The sequence below is a fragment of the Paenochrobactrum sp. BZR 201-1 genome (assembly GCF_044987585.2).
GTDB classification, from domain to species: Bacteria; Pseudomonadota; Alphaproteobacteria; order Rhizobiales; family Rhizobiaceae; genus Paenochrobactrum; species Paenochrobactrum pullorum.
In genome coordinates, this window is record NZ_JBJDRZ020000007.1 from 106,901 (window position 1) to 122,946 (window position 16,046).

Below are 16,046 nucleotides of genomic sequence, written 5' to 3' on the forward strand. Positions count from 1 at the left end.
TAATTTGTGAGACAAGAATGAGCGATCTTTTTTCTGCATCCCCTGACCCAATGGCCGACCGCAATCGGCCATTGGCCGACCGGATGCGCCCCCGTACATTGGCGGAAGTGTCGGGACAAGAACATTTGACCGGTGAAGACGGAGTGCTAAGCCGCATGATTGCGTCAGGCACTTTGGGTTCAATGATTTTTTGGGGGCCGCCAGGAACAGGGAAAACGACGGTTGCTCGTTTGCTTGCCGGAGAAACTGATCTCGCATTTGAACAGATTTCGGCAATTTTCTCCGGTGTGGCTGATCTGAAGCGTGTTTTTGAAATGGCGCGCTCCAGACGCATGTCCGGTCGGCAAACCTTGTTGTTTGTTGACGAGATTCATCGCTTCAATCGTGCGCAGCAGGATAGTTTTCTGCCCGTGATGGAAGATGGCACGGTTATTTTGATTGGTGCAACAACGGAAAACCCGTCATTTGAACTCAATGCGGCGCTATTGTCGCGCGCGCGGGTTTTGACTTTCAAACCGCATGATGAAACAAGCATTTCCGTGCTGTTGAAACGTGCGGAAGCGCAGGAAGAACGCGAATTGCCGCTGGATGAGGAAGCACGGCAAAGCCTCATCCGTATGGCGGATGGTGATGGTCGCGCAGCTTTAACCTTGGCCGAAGAGGTTTGGCGTGCTGCCAAGCCGAATGAAATCTTTGATGCTGAAACTTTGCAAGAGATTGTGCAGCGTCGTGCCCCTGTTTATGATAAAGGGCAGGACGGTCATTATAATCTGATTTCTGCCTTGCATAAATCCGTGCGTGGTTCTGATCCCGATGCAGCACTATATTATCTTTGCCGTATGTTTGATGCAGGAGAAGACCCGCTATATATCGGCCGTCGATTGGTACGCATGGCGGTAGAAGATATCGGTTTGGCTGATCCGCAAGCTTTGGCCATTTGTAATGCTGCCAAGGATGCTTATGATTATTTGGGCTCGCCGGAAGGAGAGCTGGCACTTGCTCAGGCTTGTGTTTATCTTGCAACAGCACCGAAATCCAATGCGGTTTATGTAGCTTATAAAGCAGCATTGGCAACTGCCAAAGCCAATGGCTCGCTCTTGCCGCCAAAGCATATTCTCAATGCACCGACCAAACTGATGAAGGGCGAAGGCTATGGTGATGGTTATGCCTATGACCATGATCAGCCGGACGCTTTTTCCGGACAAGATTATTTTCCTGAGAAATTAGGCCGCCAAAATTTCTATCAGCCGGTGGAGCGCGGCTTTGAACGTGAATTACGCAAGCGTCTGGATTATTGGCAGCGTTTGCGTCAGGAACGATCCGGCCGGAAATAGCTTAGCTATAAAGACGCGGCAAAACCTTGAATTTTGAGCAAATATTTACCACGTCCTGGATTTGTATAGCTAAAAACAGGCTGGGCAACAGCCTGTTAATATTTACGCTTCATTCATGATCTTTCACGATGCCTCTTTTTGAACGCATTCCGGACATTGTCAGTCTTTCAATTTGCTGCATATCAAAGATTGATTATCAGGAATGCCGGTCGAAACAGGTAAATGAAACGGGCATGTAGGAAAGGTTGAATGATGCGCATTTTGTGTCTCGTAGCGCTTCTGATACTGGCTGGATGTGCTAGTGCGCCAAAACAGGTGAATAATGCCTGTGCTATTTTTGATCAACGCGATGGTTGGATCAATAATTGGCATGGTGCAGCACAAAAAACCTCGCGTGAGTTTGGGGTTCCCATCCCGGTCTTGATGGCAACAATCTATACGGAATCAAGTTTCCGACCATATGCGCGTCCGCCAAGAACGAAGCTGCTTGGATTTATTCCGTGGAAGCGCCAGTCCACTGCTTATGGATTTTCACAAGCTTTAAATGGTACTTGGGATCGTTATCGTCGTGAAACTGGTCGCAGCGGTGCTTCGCGCAGTAATTTTAATGACGCGATCCATTTCATCGGCTGGTATCATTATCAAAGCTATAAAACCAACGGTATTGCCCGTAATGATGCCTATAATCTTTATCTGGCATATCATTCCGGTCATGGCGGTTATTCGCGTGGCGTGTGGCGTAAGAGTGCGGTCGCGAAAAACGGTGCGAAGCGTACGGCCGATATGGCGAAGCGTTATCAAGTACAGCTTAGAAGTTGTGGGCGGTTGAGTTAAACAATCCAAAAACTTTGACTAAGAAACAAGCAGGGTTTGAAAATTGGCACTATGCGTATAAAGTGCATGTTCGTGCCGTATTCAGGATTATTATACGCTCAGAATCGCTCATTTAGGGATAATCTTTTATGTTGAAGAAACTGACCATTGCTGCCCTTGCGGCTACTTTCCTTTCCGCCTGTACTACTGATCCTTATACAGGGCAGGAAAAGGTTTCCAACACAGCCGGTGGGGCTGCAATCGGTGCAGCTGTTGGTGCATTGGGCGGCTTGATGGTTGGTGGCTCCAGCCGTGCCCAGCGTAATGCGGTGCTGATTGGTGCCGGTATTGGTGCGCTTGGTGGCGGTGCGATCGGTAATTATATGGATCGTCAGGAATCAGAATTGCGCGCTCAGTTGCAGGGTACCGGTGTTTCCGTCACCCGTAATGGCGATCAGATTATTCTGAATATGCCTTCAAGCATTACTTTCGATACCGATCAGGATGCTGTTAAGGGGCAGTTCTACCCAACCTTGAACTCCGTTGCGATTGTCCTGCGCAAGTTCAACCAGACCTTGGTTGATATTCTCGGTTTTACCGACTCAACCGGTAGCGCTAGTTATAACCAACAGCTTTCACAGCGTCGTGCAGCTTCGGTCGCAACTTATCTCGGTAGTCAGGGTATTGATCCACGCCGCTTTGCCGTGATCGGTTACGGTGCTTCGCAACCGGTTGCTTCCAACGCAACGCCGGAAGGTCGCGCGCAGAACCGTCGCGTTGAAATCCAGATTTCTCCGTTGAAATCCGGTATGTAAGCCAAGTATATCAATCTGAACTTATTCAGATTGTGTGAAATGTGTTAAAGCGTGGTACCTCAAAGGGATGCCACGCTTTTTTATAGATTTAACGAATCATATTTCATGAAAATCAGCTTCTCATTTGCAACATAATTTCAGTACCCAATTTGTTGAAATGATGTTTTTAAGCGAACGTTTATAGAACAAATTTTAAAAGTATTGTGTTATCAATGAGTTGTTGATATTGCAATTTTGGAACAAAACAGATACAAAGAATTAGAAACTCTCTTAATAGTGGGCTACAAGCAGCACAAGAGGATGTTATAAATGTCTCAGAATTCATTGCGACTCGTTGAGGAAAAATCAGTGGACAAGACAAAAGCTCTGGATGCAGCGCTATCCCAGATCGAACGTCAGTTCGGTAAAGGCTCGATCATGCGACTTGGTCAAAGCGATCAGGTTGTGGAAATTGAAACAGTTCCGACTGGTTCGCTGTCGCTTGATATTGCGCTCGGCGTCGGCGGTTTGCCAAAAGGGCGTATCGTTGAGATTTACGGACCTGAAAGCTCCGGTAAAACAACGTTGGCTCTGCACACAATTGCAGAAGCTCAGAAAAAAGGTGGCGTGTGCGCATTTGTCGATGCGGAACATGCACTTGATCCGATCTACGCCCGCAAGCTTGGCGTTGATCTGGAAAACCTGTTGATCTCGCAGCCGGATACCGGTGAGCAAGCGCTGGAAATTACTGATACATTGGTGCGTTCCGGAGCGATTGATGTGTTGGTGATTGACTCTGTAGCTGCTTTGACACCGCGTGCGGAAATTGAAGGCGATATGGGGGATTCATTGCCGGGTTTGCAGGCGCGTTTGATGAGTCAGGCTCTGCGCAAGCTCACTGCTTCGATTTCCCGCTCTAATTGTATGGTTATATTCATCAACCAGATTCGTATGAAGATTGGTGTGATGTTCGGTTCTCCTGAAACAACAACCGGTGGTAATGCGCTGAAATTCTACGCATCCGTCCGCCTTGATATCCGCCGTATCGGTGCAATCAAGGATCGTGATGAAGTCGTTGGCAACCAAACTCGCGTGAAAGTGGTCAAGAACAAGCTTGCACCTCCGTTCAAGCAGGTTGAATTCGATATCATGTATGGTGCCGGTGTTTCCAAGGTTGGCGAATTGGTCGATCTGGGTGTGAAAGCCGGTATTGTTGAAAAGGCGGGTGCATGGTTTTCCTATAATTCACAGCGTTTGGGTCAGGGACGTGAAAACGCCAAGACCTATTTGCGTGAGAATCCGGAAGTCGCAAATGAGATTGAACTGGCATTGCGTCAGAACGCCGGTCTGATCGCCGAAAAATTCCTTGAAGGTGGCGGGCCCGATGATGAAAGTCCGGAAGTCGCTGAAAGTTAAAGCATGTCTCCCAAAAGTGGGTACCGGTTTTGGGATAAAGACATGCGTAAAAACAAAACGCTAGAGCGAGCACGGTGGATACGATTAAGTGCGACACGCTCTAGGTTTTTCACATATCCGTTCAGGGTTGTGAAAATACAAAATCCCCTGTCATCCTTTGATGGCGGGGGATTTTTCTGTCTTGGCAGATGGTGTGTTGAGAATGTCAGCGATGTGCCATTTATCTGGTCTGATTGATGAATGTGTGAAAATGCCACAAGCAGCCAAAGCAAGGCTTTCCGAGCGCGAGTTGATCTGGACAGCGCCGTCAGACCTCGCTAAAAGCACTTAACCTTAGGCTGTTTTATCCATTTGGTTTGGCTGTGCATGAGTGTTTTTCATATGCACAAATCATTTGAGCTGAAGATGCATCTTGAAGACAGTAAAGCAATTTATGCAATACTTGTTGGAATATGCTGAATATAAGCACCAATGGGTGTTTAAAGTTCATCAGAGTTTCAGTGGTCGGTATTTTTTACCTGATTGAAATAGCCTATATAATTTCTAACGTGAGACATTGATAATTGTCTCGGATGTATTTGACGCAACATGAGCATAATGCCGGTTATCGCGTCTGAATTGAGGGTGAAAAACCCGAAGGTGGAGCATGAGTGGCGTCAACGAGATAAGATCTACATTTCTCGATTATTTCCGCAAAAACGGTCATGAAGTTGTACCGTCCAGTCCGTTGGTTCCGCGTAATGATCCAACCTTGATGTTTACCAATGCGGGTATGGTGCAGTTTAAAAATGTGTTTACCGGTCTGGAAACACGTCCTTACAGCCGCGCGACCACCTCGCAGAAATGCGTTCGCGCCGGCGGCAAGCATAATGATTTGGACAATGTCGGTTACACTGCGCGACACCACACATTTTTTGAAATGTTGGGCAATTTTTCGTTTGGTGATTATTTCAAAGAAGAAGCAATTACTCATGCTTGGAACCTGATCACCAAAGAATTTGGTCTGAAAAAAGACAAGCTGCTGGTCACTGTTTATCATACCGATGATGATGCTGCCAATTACTGGAAGAAAATTGCTGGTCTCAGCGATGATCGTATCATCCGCATTGCAACAAATGACAATTTCTGGGCGATGGGTGACACCGGTCCTTGTGGCCCGTGTTCTGAAATTTTCTATGATCACGGCGATCATATCTGGGGTGGCCCTCCGGGATCGGCTGATGAAGACGGTGACCGGTTCATCGAGATCTGGAACCTTGTTTTCATGCAGTTTGAACAAGTGACCAAAGAAGAGCGTGTTGATCTGCCACGCCCATCGATTGATACGGGTATGGGTCTGGAGCGTATCGCTGCAATTTTGCAGGGTGTTCATGACAATTATGATATTGATATCTTCAAAGCACTGATCCGTGCATCGGAAGAAGTAACGGGTGTGAAGGCAGAAGGCGGGCAGCGCGCAAGTCACCGTGTGATTGCCGATCATCTGCGCTCAGCCAGTTTCTTGATTGCCGATGGCGTATTGCCTTCCAATGAAGGCCGAGGTTATGTACTGCGGCGAATCATGCGTCGCGCTATGCGTCATGCACAGCTGCTTGGTGCGCGTGATCCTTTAATGTATCGCTTGCTGCCGACATTGGTGCGCGAGATGGGGCAGGCCTATCCGGAACTGGTACGTGCAGAAGCATTGATTTCTGAAACACTCAAATTGGAAGAAACCCGTTTCCGCAAAACGCTGGAACGCGGCCTTGGTTTGCTCAGTGATGCAACCGAAAATATGAGCGAAGGCCAGAGCCTTGATGGCGAAACCGCATTCAAGCTCTATGACACTTATGGTTTCCCGCTTGACCTGACACAGGATGCTCTGCGTCAGCGTGGTATCAGTGTTGATACGGACGGGTTTAGCGCTGCGATGGAGCGCCAGAAGGCGGAAGCACGTGCCAACTGGTCCGGTTCAGGTGATGCTGCAACCGAGAAAGTCTGGTTTCAGGTTCGTGATAAAGTCGGCGCAACTGAATTCCTTGGCTATGACACCGAGAAAGCCGAAGGTGTCGTCACCGCACTGGTGCGTGAAGGTGAGGTGATTGATAAAGCAAGTACCGACGAGAATGTTTCCATCATCGTCAATCAGACCCCGTTTTATGCGGAATCCGGTGGTCAGCAAGGTGATGCGGGCTTCATTTATGGTGACGGTTTTGTCATCGAAGTAACCGATACGGTGAAAAAAGCTGACGGTGTTTTCGTTCATCAGGCCATTATCCGTGAAGGCAAATTGCAAACCGGTGATGCGGTTGAACTCGTGGTTGACCATGAGCGTCGCTCACGTATGCGCTCCAACCATTCGGCAACGCATTTGCTGCATGAAGCATTGCGTGAAACGCTTGGCACTCATGTGGCGCAGAAAGGTTCGCTTGTCGCGCCGGAACGCTTGCGTTTTGACTTCTCCCATCCGAAACCGATCAGTGATGATGAATTGCGCGAGATTGAAAATATTGCCAATGAAATCATCTTGCAAAATGCGCCGGTTAATACCCGTTTGATGGCAGTTGATGACGCTATCGAAGCAGGTGCCATGGCGCTTTTCGGTGAAAAATACGGTGATGAAGTGCGTGTGGTTTCGATGGGAACTGCCACCAAAGGTGATAAAGCTGGCAAAACTTACTCGCTTGAACTTTGCGGCGGTACACATGTTCACCAGACCGGTGATATCGGCTTGGTACGCATTGTTGCAGAAAGTGCGGTTGCAGCTGGTGTTCGTCGCATGGAAGCGCTGACCGGTGAGGCTGCCCGCCTTTATCTTGAGGAGCAGGATGACCGTATCAAAGCGATTGCTTCTGCATTGAAAACCACACCTTCTGAAGCGCTTGAACGTGTCAACAATTTGATTGACGAGCGTCGCAAGCTTGAAAAAGAACTGACCGAGGCGCGCAAAAAACTGGCACTTATCGGTGACAGTGCAGATGGTGCTGCGACACATGAAGTTGTTAATGGCGTTAATTTCATGGGCAAGATTGTGAGCGGCGTTGCCCCGCGTGATCTGAAGCCATTAGCCGATGATGGCAAAAAGCAGCTTGGCTCCGGTATTGTGCTTTTCATTGGTATTGATGAAAGCAACAAGGCAAGTGCCGTTGTGGGTGTGACTGAGGATTTGGTATCGCGCTTCAGTGCGGTCGATCTGGTGCGTGTGGCATCAGCAGCCCTTGGTGGTGCTGGTGGTGGCGGTCGCCCTGATATGGCGCAGGCTGGTGGGCCGGATGGTTCGCAGGCCACGAATGCCATTGCGGCTGTTAAAGGTGCACTTGCTTCAATCTAAAAGTAGACAAGATTAAAAAGGCCGGAATTTCCGGCCTTTTTAATGAATGATTTTAAAGATTATTTTTTAACCGGTACCGGCCCCGTTATAATCGGATCAATTGCACTAACGACCAGAGATTGGTGCAGGATCGGGTTTACAACAGCTGGCGGTTTTGTTTGTGTTAATGGTGGCAGTGTTTGTTGTGCTGTTGGAGCATCAATAAAATCAGGAATTGGCTTGGCGGTTTCGGCAGAACCTGCACTTAAACTTATCAGACTTAAAAGCGTAAAGGCTAAAGCTCTGATAAAGCATTTTTTCAGGAAAATCTGCACGTTTTAACCTTCTGCTCTTGAAGTGCGTAAATTTATAGAGCCTGTGTTTTTGCAAGCACGGCTTCGGCATGGCCTGCCACTTTGACCTTATTCCATATCCGGGCAATTTTACCTTCACGGTCGATCAGGAAAGTGGTGCGTTCAACACCCATATATTTACGACCATACATGCTTTTCTCTACCCAGACACCATAGGCTTCCAAGGCAGTTCGTTCTTCATCTGCCACTAGAAGAGTGGTGAGGTTATGTTTGATGCGAAATTTTTGGTGCTTTGCCACGGTGTCGGGTGAAATACCGACAATGACCGTATCAGCCTTTTCAAACTCTACCTTCAATTCACTAAAGGCAATCGATTCTTTGGTGCAGCCGCTTGTGTCATCTTTGGGATAAAAAAACAAAACAACTTTTTGTCCGCGTAGCGAAGATAAGGTCAGATTGCCGTTTAAATCCTCCGGTAGGGTAAAATCCGGTGCAATATCACCAATTTGGGGCTGTGCCATATTAATGCCTTTCAAGTGTCGGATTCGCAGTTCATTCAGAGGCTTTTAAAAATCATGCCATTATTGACCGCAAGAGTGCAAGGCGTGGCTTGGTTGCTTTTGATTGTTTCCGGCAGCACTCTGTTAATTATACTGATTTATCAGTTACGAATCGTTACCGGTTGTTCATAGTGATGTTGCACGAGATTCGACATACAAGTTTTGGCTTGCAGTAACAAACAAGCATAGTGGCGTCAGGATATTGAGACAGAAGATTAGCAAAGTTCGGTTTTCCAAAAAAGAGCTGGAAAGAATAGAGCGCAGTCTTTTGGCTGAAGGTGAGGATATTTGCGCTCATCCGACTGTAAAAGACTTCACTCCAAAACGTTCCGGCTCAAAATATCTGTTATATTGCTTTCTTTCTCTTCCACTTTTGGCGGCAATAATAATCCTAACGACATTCTTTGTTTTACGCAGTGGTTTTGACAGTGAATTTCTACGCGCAGAAGCGCAAAAAAATATCGCTCAATTTTTAAGTGATGATAGTCAAATATCGGTCGGTAAGGCACGTATTTCACTCGATCAGACCAATAATTTAGCTATTGAAGCCACTGATGTAGCGCTTATTGATGCTCAAAGAGGGCTTGATATCAGGCATATCAATTCGTTTAAACTGGGGCTTTCGCCTTTAGCGTTATTGCTTGGTAGAATTGAAGTGAAGAGTGCGGAAGTCTCCGGGGTTGAAATCAGTCTGAGTGACAGCGGAAAGAATAATAATTTTCTGCAAAATTTGCCTTATGACAGTCAAGGCCGAGTTGATTTCGATGCGGCTTCAACGCTTGTTTTTGATGGCGTTAATGAAGCCTTATCTTTACTTTCACAACGCCAGACACAGGCGATCCGGATTTCAGATATGATTATGAAATATCCGGCTGCAAAAGGTGAGGAAACCTTTGCCATTTCAGAAGCTTCAATTGAAGAACACAATGATGCTATTTTGTTGAAAGGCGCCTTTGATTGGCATGGTAAACCACTCATTTTAGATGGTCAGATTAACCGCCCAAATGGCATGTTTCAGAAATTTTCGCTTAAGCTCGATGGTATTCCTGTCCATTTAGGGTCGCCGCCACAGGTAAAGGCATTGGTTGGTACTGAAAATCGTGTCAATCCGGCGCATTTTTCCCTTTCTTCCAATGCAAGTGTGACATTAAGCGGTCAGACGACAAATGATGAGCAACCGCAGAAACTGAATGCCGCAATTAAATTTTCAGATATTGATCTGGAAGTCGGACGTATCAACGATATTTTGGGGCAGGCCGAATTTAATCTGGAATTACTGCATGATACCAAGAAAGTTGAAATATTGTCTTCGAATCTGCAATTGGGCGGGGTAAAGTTAAAGTTTAATGGTGCTTTTGGCCCTGAAGATAATAATGGTGCGCTGCATGAAACTGCGGACAATGCTAATGCAAAAAACCACAATAATAACGGTTATCGTTTTGAAATCGTAACAAGTGAGGCTGTGAGTGCGCCTGAGCAATCAAGCGAAGCGCCATTGTCTTTCGCAGGTCGTGTTGCAGGACGCTTTGATATCCAGGAAAATCGGCTTGAATTTAACAATCTCGACGTCAAAACTTCGGATGGATCACTTTACGGGCAGGGAAGCTTGAGCTTTGGCCAAGGTTCGCCAGGAATTATATTCTTGTTACGGGTGCCGGAAATGCCGGTCGCACAGGCCAAACAATTATGGCCGGTTGATGTTGCCGACGGGGCTCGTGAATGGGTGTTAAAAAACCTCTTTGGTGGCCAGCTCAGTAATGGACGTATTGATGTCGCTATTCCGCCCGGTCATTTCAACGGGCAGGATCAGTTGCCGGAATTAACCGGTGAAGAAGTTCAGGTTGATTTCGATATTCAAAATACACGCCTTGATGTGATTGGTGATTTGCCGCCATTGCGTGAGGCTGGTGGCCATATTGAAGTGCGTGGTGCACATACGACTATCAATCTCGATAAGGGAACGTCTTTCACACCGGAAAACAGACAACTTGATGTCAGTCATGGCACGCTCTTTATCCCTTGGGGACGCCAGCGCCCTGTCATGGCCGATCTGGATATAAGACTACAAGGCAATGCAGATGCTGTGGCTGAAATTCTGGGCAAGCGCCCGATCAATATTTCAAGGCATCTGCCTTTTAAACCGGCTGATATCAAAGGCGATGTTACATCGCAGGTTAAGGTCTCTTTTGCGGTCAATAAAGATGCACCGGCGGGCACTTATACATGGAATGCGGATATTGATTTTAATGGGGTGGAAATCAACAAGCCGATTGACGGGCAGATCATCACCCGTGCCGATGGCAAAATCAAAGTTGATCCGAAAGCAGCCCATATCAGCGCTAATGCTTTACTGAATAATATGCCTGCCAAAATCTCAATGGTTGAACCTGTTGAAGATAAAACGGTGTTGAAACAACAGCTTGTTGAATTGACAATCGATGATAAAGCGCGCGCTGCCCTGTTTCCGGATATTAATACAGTGTTTTCAGGGCCGATGGTGGTCAAGCTCGGTTTGGTTAAGAACAAACAGCGTGCGATTGGTATCGATCTTAAAAATACCGAAATTAATCTGCCGTGGTTGGGATGGAAAAAGGGTGCAGGCATCGCCGCCAAAGCCGAGCTGATCTACAGTAAACCGGACGAAAATGCCGCTGATATGGCGATTAAGGATCTGATTGTCAGTGGTGATGGTTTCCAAATAGCCGGTGATATCAACATTGATAAATCAGGTCTTGCATCCGCAGATTTTAAAAAGATCCAGCTGACCAGCAGCGATAATTTATCTTTGAAACTACGCCGCATCAAAGATGGTTACGGTGTTGATTTGCGGGGTTCAAGCTTTGATGCCCGTGCCTTGATTAAGCAATTAAGTCAAGGAGATACAGAATCTTCTTCCAAAAGTGATTCATTGGGAAAAAGCCGTATTGTTTTGAATGGCCAAATTGACAAATTGAACGGTTTTTATAATGAGAAATTGATGAATTTTGCGATTTCTTATGAAAGCATGGCCAAGAAGATTTCCAGCTTTTCGGTTAATGCTTCGACTGAATCAGGTAAAGAATTCGTTGCCACCAGCAATACGCAAAATGATGCCCGTTCTGTTTCGCTTAAATCATCCGATGCTGGTGCTATGCTGCGTTTCTTTGATTTTTACGACAAAGTTCATGGTGGCACGATTAGCGTGGGTCTTGCCGCACAAGGCAAAAATCCGCTTCATGGGCAAATTGATGCCCGCAACTTTGCCATCCTCGGCGAGGGACGCTTGTCATCCATTGTTTCGAGTTCCCCGACACCGGGCGGTGCCAGTCTCAATCAAGCAGTTAAGCGCGATATTGACGTGTCACGTGTTGATATTGAGCGCGGCTATGCTCTGATTGAAAAGGGCGAAGGTTATGCAAACTTGTCAAAAGGCGTTATACGCGGGCCGGTTGTTGGTACAACCTTTCAAGGCACACTCTATGATCCTGCCGGCAATATGAACATGACCGGTACTTTCATGCCTGCCTATGGTCTTAACCGGATGTTTGCCGATATTCCGCTTTTTGGGGCATTATTGGGCAATGGCCGGGACCGCGGCTTGATTGGTATTACTTATAAATTATCCGGCTCAGCCAAGTCTCCCAAAGTGACCGTTAATCCGATTTCCGCAATTGCACCGGGTATTTTCCGCACCATTTTCGAATTTTAAGCTGCTTCATTTGTTAAAATAAACTTATAGCTTTCAGCAGACATATTAGCATATATAAGTTCAACTTGAGCATGCTGGCGCAGAAGGGGAGCGGCTGATGCAATCTATATTTACCTGGGCGCCATTCACTATTTTATTGGTCTTTTTTATTTGCGGCCTTATTTCAGTCAGCATTGGTTTGCTGGCTCTGAAATGCTTTAATTATCAATTACGAAAATATCCAACCTCCATGCCTGTGGCCGCTTTTCTCGGCACTGTTGCAACTGCATGGGCATTGGCTCTTGGCTTTGCAGCGGCTGATGTGTGGTCGATCAATGCAGAAGCATCGCGCTCGGCTTCTGCAGAACGCTCTTCCCTTTCAAGATTGGAGGGTATGACGGCGGAAGATGCACTTAACTCGGCTGAACTGAACAAAGCCGTTAAAACCTATCGTGTGGCCGTTTCAGAAATAGAGTGGACGGATCATTTGAATGTTAAGCCGGTTGTCGAGGTGGAGCACGCATTGCAGGAAATGCGTGTGGGATTGCTTAATCTGGCAGAAAGCAATGTACCGGATCCGATTGTGTCGCAATTGGTGCAGGATTTTGATGAATTACAAGATGCCCGCAATGACCGCCTTGCGATGGGCAACAATTCCATCAATAATTATAAATGGTATCTGGTGCTATGTCTGACGCTGATTACCACCATCGTTTTGGCCGCCACCCATGCCGATCGGCCGCGTGCAGCCGTTCAAGCCATGCTGATCTATACATTTACAGCGGTAGTTTGCATGTGGATTTTAGCGCTGCATGTACACCCTTATGCGGGTGCAGGAAGACTTGATGCCAGTGTACTAAAACAACGTGTCTCGCAAGATTTGCAATATGAAATAATGCTGAAGAACAAGCATCTCTCTTGACGCCTTCGACAGAAGGCTTACATATAAGGGGTCCTTGGCATGCTTCGCATGTAGTATATCAAAAGGATATAGTCTGGTGCCGGGCCCCTCTGGCGAGAGTTTAGCGGCGCTCTCGTGATGTCGGTACCGCCAGCAAAATCAGCCGGCGGATAAAGCAAAATGCTACATTTTTCCGTGTCTTGTACGCGTGTCAGTAATGATGCGTGTTTTTTTCCCTATTTTTTTGAGTTATCTTTGAACATGCAGGAGCAGAGCAAATGACGCCAACTGCTTCTTCATCAACAACCTCCACAACGACGTGGGGCTATTTCAAATGGGCGATTATCGTCACTGTCGTCGGTTTGGCACTGGGTGCTTGGCTTGGCTGGCAGTCGACGGGCACGCTTGGCGGCATGGCCTCTGTGTTCTTCATCTGTGCGGTGCTCGCAGTCTTGGAAATCTCATTGTCTTTTGACAATGCTATCGTCAATGCCAACAAGTTGAAGGATATGACCCCGGTCTGGCAACATCGCTTTTTGACCTGGGGTATCATCATTGCAGTTTTCGGGATGCGCGTTATCTTCCCGCTATTGATTGTGGTGATTGCAGCGAAAATTAATCCGGTTGAAGCCGTGATTTTGGCAGCAGCAAAGCCTGAAGAATATGCCCGTATCATGCAGGAAGCACATTTGCCGATTGCAGCATTTGGCGGTGCATTTTTGATGATGGTGGCGCTGAAGTTCTTCTTTGATGAAGAAAAAGATATCCATTGGATACCATTTTTGGAGCGTCCTTTCCGTTATCTTGCCAGTATCAAGGGCATTGAAGTTGCGATTGTTTTGATCGTGATGCTGATTTTTTCCAGCATGCTTGATGATGATAAAGCGGTTAGCTTCTTCTTCTCGGCCATCTATGGGCTTGTTTCATTTTTGGTGGTGGAAGTATTGGGTGGCTTGCTTGATGCCTCGCAAAAAACCATGAGTGCAGCTGCTAAAGGTGGTTTGGGAGCATTCCTTTATTTGGAAGTGCTGGATGCCAGCTTCTCATTTGACGGGGTGATCGGTGCATTTGCGCTGTCGCAAAACCTGTTCGTGATTGCGATCGGTTTGGGTATCGGTGCGATGTATGTGCGTTCCATGACCATTATGCTGGTCGAGAAGGGCACATTAGCCGAATATCGCTATCTGGAGCATGGCGCATTCTATGCGATCCTGATCCTGTCGGTCATTATGTTTGCGCAGACGCTGGTGCATATTCCGGAAGTGATCACCGGTCTTGGCGGTGCAGTGCTGATCGGCATGGCGTTCTGGGCATCGGTTCGTTTTAACAAAAACAACCCAGAATAAGATTTCGAAATTCAAGACATAAAAAAAGGGCGGAAGAGTTCAACTCTTCCGCCCTTTTTCATTACCGTAAACTTGAGTTTACTTACGTGTGTATTCCATCATACGGCTGCGGCTCAACACCAGTTCAACACGATTTTCATCCAAGCGATGCAGGCAGACACGTTTTGTCCAAGGGCCGTCATGCAGGGTAAACAGCCAACGGCCATTGCCCAGATCTTCCAGTGGCATGGTGTTGCGGATCGGGCCAATGCCCATCACCACATGACCATCGACAATATCAAACTGTGCGCCGTAAAGATCGGCAGTCCAGTGACCATCCAGCTCTGCGCCGGCCTTCTTAGGTGTAACAGGCAAGAGTGTCCGTGCAGCGTAACCGATTTCACCAACCAGTTTATCGCCTTCTACCTTCAGCGAGACAGGGGAGGACGGCGAAGTGGATGAATAAATACCATTACCGACATCGTATAGCGTATCTTCACTGTCGAGATAGTTGATGGAAGCTGCGCCGACATGAACCCAGTAAGGGCCCTTTTCGGTCACATACAGACCTTGCGGTAACGTGCTTGAAGCTTGCGGAAGTGCCAAACCATGAAGCACTGCCATGACATCGCGGGCAAGCTTGTAGGTGTTGACGTCTTCGCGGTTGGCGACAACGGCAATACCGGTTTGTGTTTCCGGATCCAGTAGCAGATAGGTTTTGTAACCAGGATGGGAACCGCCGTGACCGACAAAGCTCTTGCCGTCAATGACATTCCAGCGCACACCCAAACCATAACCGGTGACACGACCATCTTTCATGTGACGGTCGGCGCCTAATTGAGCCAAAACGCCATCAAAGGGGTGGCTGTTGCAAACCAATGCTTGACCCCAAAGGGCCAATGCCTTGGCACTGCCTGCTAAGCTTCCGGAAGCAGAAATATGCAAACCGGCAGCGCTTAGCTGCCATTTGGAACCATTGTGCCAGTAGCCCGGTGCCAGACCAAGCACTGTGTCATTCCAGACATCAGGGGCGGTCAGGAAAGTGCCCAGTGCTGCCGCCACTTTTTGCTCAACGAAATCGTTGAAGCGGAAGCCATGACGCTCCAGAATGGTTTCAACCAGACGGTAGCCTGTATTGGAATAGGAAATTTCTGTGCCAGCTTCAAAGTTCAATCTTGTGAAGGTGGCAAGAAATTCCATCAAACGTTTGGCTTCTGTTTCCGTGTAAACGGAGAGGCCAAGCAGTGTCAGGCATTCGCGGGTGTCAGGCAGGCCGGCGGTCATATCGAGCGCCTGACCAACTGTCACATCGCTTAACGGTGCCTGCAATTCCGGCAAGTGCTGCCCCAAGCGATCATCAAGGCTGATGATGTCGCTGTGCTGCAAAACCATGGCACAGAAAACATGCTTGGTAACAGAAGCATAACGAACAACTGTATCCGCACTGAAAGGCGTTCGGGTGCTCAAGCTTTCCAAACCGCCAGCATGGGCAAACTGAACGCCGTTTGCATCAAAGCAGACAATTGCTCCACCCGGTACTTGGCCCTGTTCTTCTAAAGACCAGGCATCGGCAAAGTTTTTTGCAAGTTCGGAGGCTTTGCCCCAGTTTAGTTCCAAAGACATTGATAGCTCC

12 protein-coding genes are annotated in these 16,046 nt (G+C 47.5%); 9 read left to right on the forward strand and 3 right to left on the reverse strand.

From position 1 onward, the window contains the following. The first annotated feature begins 17 nt into the window (after positions 1-17). The 6 genes from ACI0FR_RS06680 to alaS all read left to right on the forward strand — a co-directional run bounded on the left by ACI0FR_RS06680 (position 18) and on the right by alaS (position 7,667). A complete protein-coding gene (locus ACI0FR_RS06680; RefSeq protein ID WP_404905971.1) occupies positions 18-1,334 on the forward strand; it encodes a replication-associated recombination protein A in 1,317 nt (438 codons plus the stop codon). A gap of 249 nt (positions 1,335-1,583) precedes the next feature. Beyond that, entirely contained in the window at positions 1,584-2,168 is a 585-nt protein-coding gene (locus ACI0FR_RS06685) for a transglycosylase SLT domain-containing protein (protein WP_374830754.1), read from the forward strand. A gap of 128 nt (positions 2,169-2,296) precedes the next feature. Further along, entirely contained in the window at positions 2,297-2,962 is a 666-nt protein-coding gene (locus ACI0FR_RS06690; RefSeq protein WP_374830756.1) for an OmpA family protein, read from the forward strand. A 309-nt stretch (positions 2,963-3,271) separates the two neighbouring features. Further along, positions 3,272-4,357: a recombinase RecA gene (gene recA / locus ACI0FR_RS06695; protein WP_374830758.1), complete on the forward strand. Its 1,086-nt coding sequence runs from the start codon at positions 3,272-3,274 to the stop codon at positions 4,355-4,357. A gap of 202 nt (positions 4,358-4,559) precedes the next feature. Beyond that, positions 4,560-4,688, forward strand: a complete 129-nt coding sequence (locus ACI0FR_RS06700; RefSeq protein WP_374830760.1) for a hypothetical protein — start codon at positions 4,560-4,562, stop codon at positions 4,686-4,688. Between the two features lie 315 nt (positions 4,689-5,003). Beyond that, positions 5,004-7,667, forward strand: coding sequence for an alanine--tRNA ligase (alaS, locus tag ACI0FR_RS06705; RefSeq protein ID WP_374830762.1), 2,664 nt, complete (start codon positions 5,004-5,006; stop codon positions 7,665-7,667). Positions 7,668-7,726: 59 nt separating this feature from the next. Here alaS and ACI0FR_RS06710 read toward each other — a convergent pair whose 3' ends face one another. Together ACI0FR_RS06710 and ACI0FR_RS06715 are read right to left on the reverse strand one after the other, a co-directional pair. Beyond that, the gene (locus ACI0FR_RS06710) at positions 7,727-7,981 is read right to left on the reverse strand and encodes a hypothetical protein (protein WP_374830764.1); all 255 of its coding nucleotides are present in this window, start codon (positions 7,979-7,981) and stop codon (positions 7,727-7,729) included. A gap of 32 nt (positions 7,982-8,013) precedes the next feature. Continuing rightward, positions 8,014-8,481 carry a peroxiredoxin gene (locus tag ACI0FR_RS06715; RefSeq protein WP_374830766.1) on the reverse strand — a complete coding sequence of 156 codons (468 nt, stop codon included), beginning with the start codon at positions 8,479-8,481 and terminating at the stop codon, positions 8,014-8,016. 241 nt (positions 8,482-8,722) lie between these two features. Between ACI0FR_RS06715 and ACI0FR_RS06720 the strand changes: the two genes are divergently transcribed. From ACI0FR_RS06720 to ACI0FR_RS06730, 3 genes are all read left to right on the forward strand, one after another. Then, entirely contained in the window at positions 8,723-12,208 is a 3,486-nt protein-coding gene (locus ACI0FR_RS06720) for a YhdP family protein (RefSeq protein ID WP_404905969.1), read from the forward strand. Between the two features lie 97 nt (positions 12,209-12,305). Continuing rightward, complete coding sequence (locus ACI0FR_RS06725) at positions 12,306-13,109, forward strand: bestrophin-like domain (RefSeq protein WP_374830768.1); 804 nt, start codon at positions 12,306-12,308, stop codon at positions 13,107-13,109. Between the two features lie 257 nt (positions 13,110-13,366). Next, positions 13,367-14,434 carry a DUF475 domain-containing protein gene (locus ACI0FR_RS06730; RefSeq protein WP_404905968.1) on the forward strand — a complete coding sequence of 356 codons (1,068 nt, stop codon included), beginning with the start codon at positions 13,367-13,369 and terminating at the stop codon, positions 14,432-14,434. A gap of 78 nt (positions 14,435-14,512) precedes the next feature. On the opposite strand, the gene ACI0FR_RS06735 is transcribed toward ACI0FR_RS06730, so the two are convergent. Next, entirely contained in the window at positions 14,513-16,036 is a 1,524-nt protein-coding gene (locus ACI0FR_RS06735) for a serine hydrolase domain-containing protein (protein ID WP_404905967.1), read from the reverse strand. Positions 16,037-16,046: the final 10 nt, after the last annotated feature.

Excerpts from the sequence above, each read along its gene's own strand:
- ACI0FR_RS06715 (WP_374830766.1), bottom strand. The coding sequence starts at position 8,481 with ATGGCACAGCCCCAAATTGGTGATATTGCACCGGATTTTACCCTACCG.
- recA (WP_374830758.1), top strand. The coding sequence starts at position 3,272 with ATGTCTCAGAATTCATTGCGACTCGTTGAGGAAAAATCAGTGGACAAG.
- ACI0FR_RS06690 (WP_374830756.1), top strand. The coding sequence starts at position 2,297 with ATGTTGAAGAAACTGACCATTGCTGCCCTTGCGGCTACTTTCCTTTCC.
- ACI0FR_RS06700 (WP_374830760.1), top strand. The coding sequence starts at position 4,560 with ATGTCAGCGATGTGCCATTTATCTGGTCTGATTGATGAATGTGTGAAA.
- ACI0FR_RS06730 (WP_404905968.1), top strand. The coding sequence starts at position 13,367 with ATGACGCCAACTGCTTCTTCATCAACAACCTCCACAACGACGTGGGGC.
- ACI0FR_RS06735 (WP_404905967.1), bottom strand. The coding sequence starts at position 16,036 with ATGTCTTTGGAACTAAACTGGGGCAAAGCCTCCGAACTTGCAAAAAAC.
- ACI0FR_RS06680 (WP_404905971.1), top strand. The coding sequence starts at position 18 with ATGAGCGATCTTTTTTCTGCATCCCCTGACCCAATGGCCGACCGCAAT.
- alaS (WP_374830762.1), top strand. The coding sequence starts at position 5,004 with ATGAGTGGCGTCAACGAGATAAGATCTACATTTCTCGATTATTTCCGC.
- ACI0FR_RS06685 (WP_374830754.1), top strand. The coding sequence starts at position 1,584 with ATGATGCGCATTTTGTGTCTCGTAGCGCTTCTGATACTGGCTGGATGT.
- ACI0FR_RS06725 (WP_374830768.1), top strand. The coding sequence starts at position 12,306 with ATGCAATCTATATTTACCTGGGCGCCATTCACTATTTTATTGGTCTTT.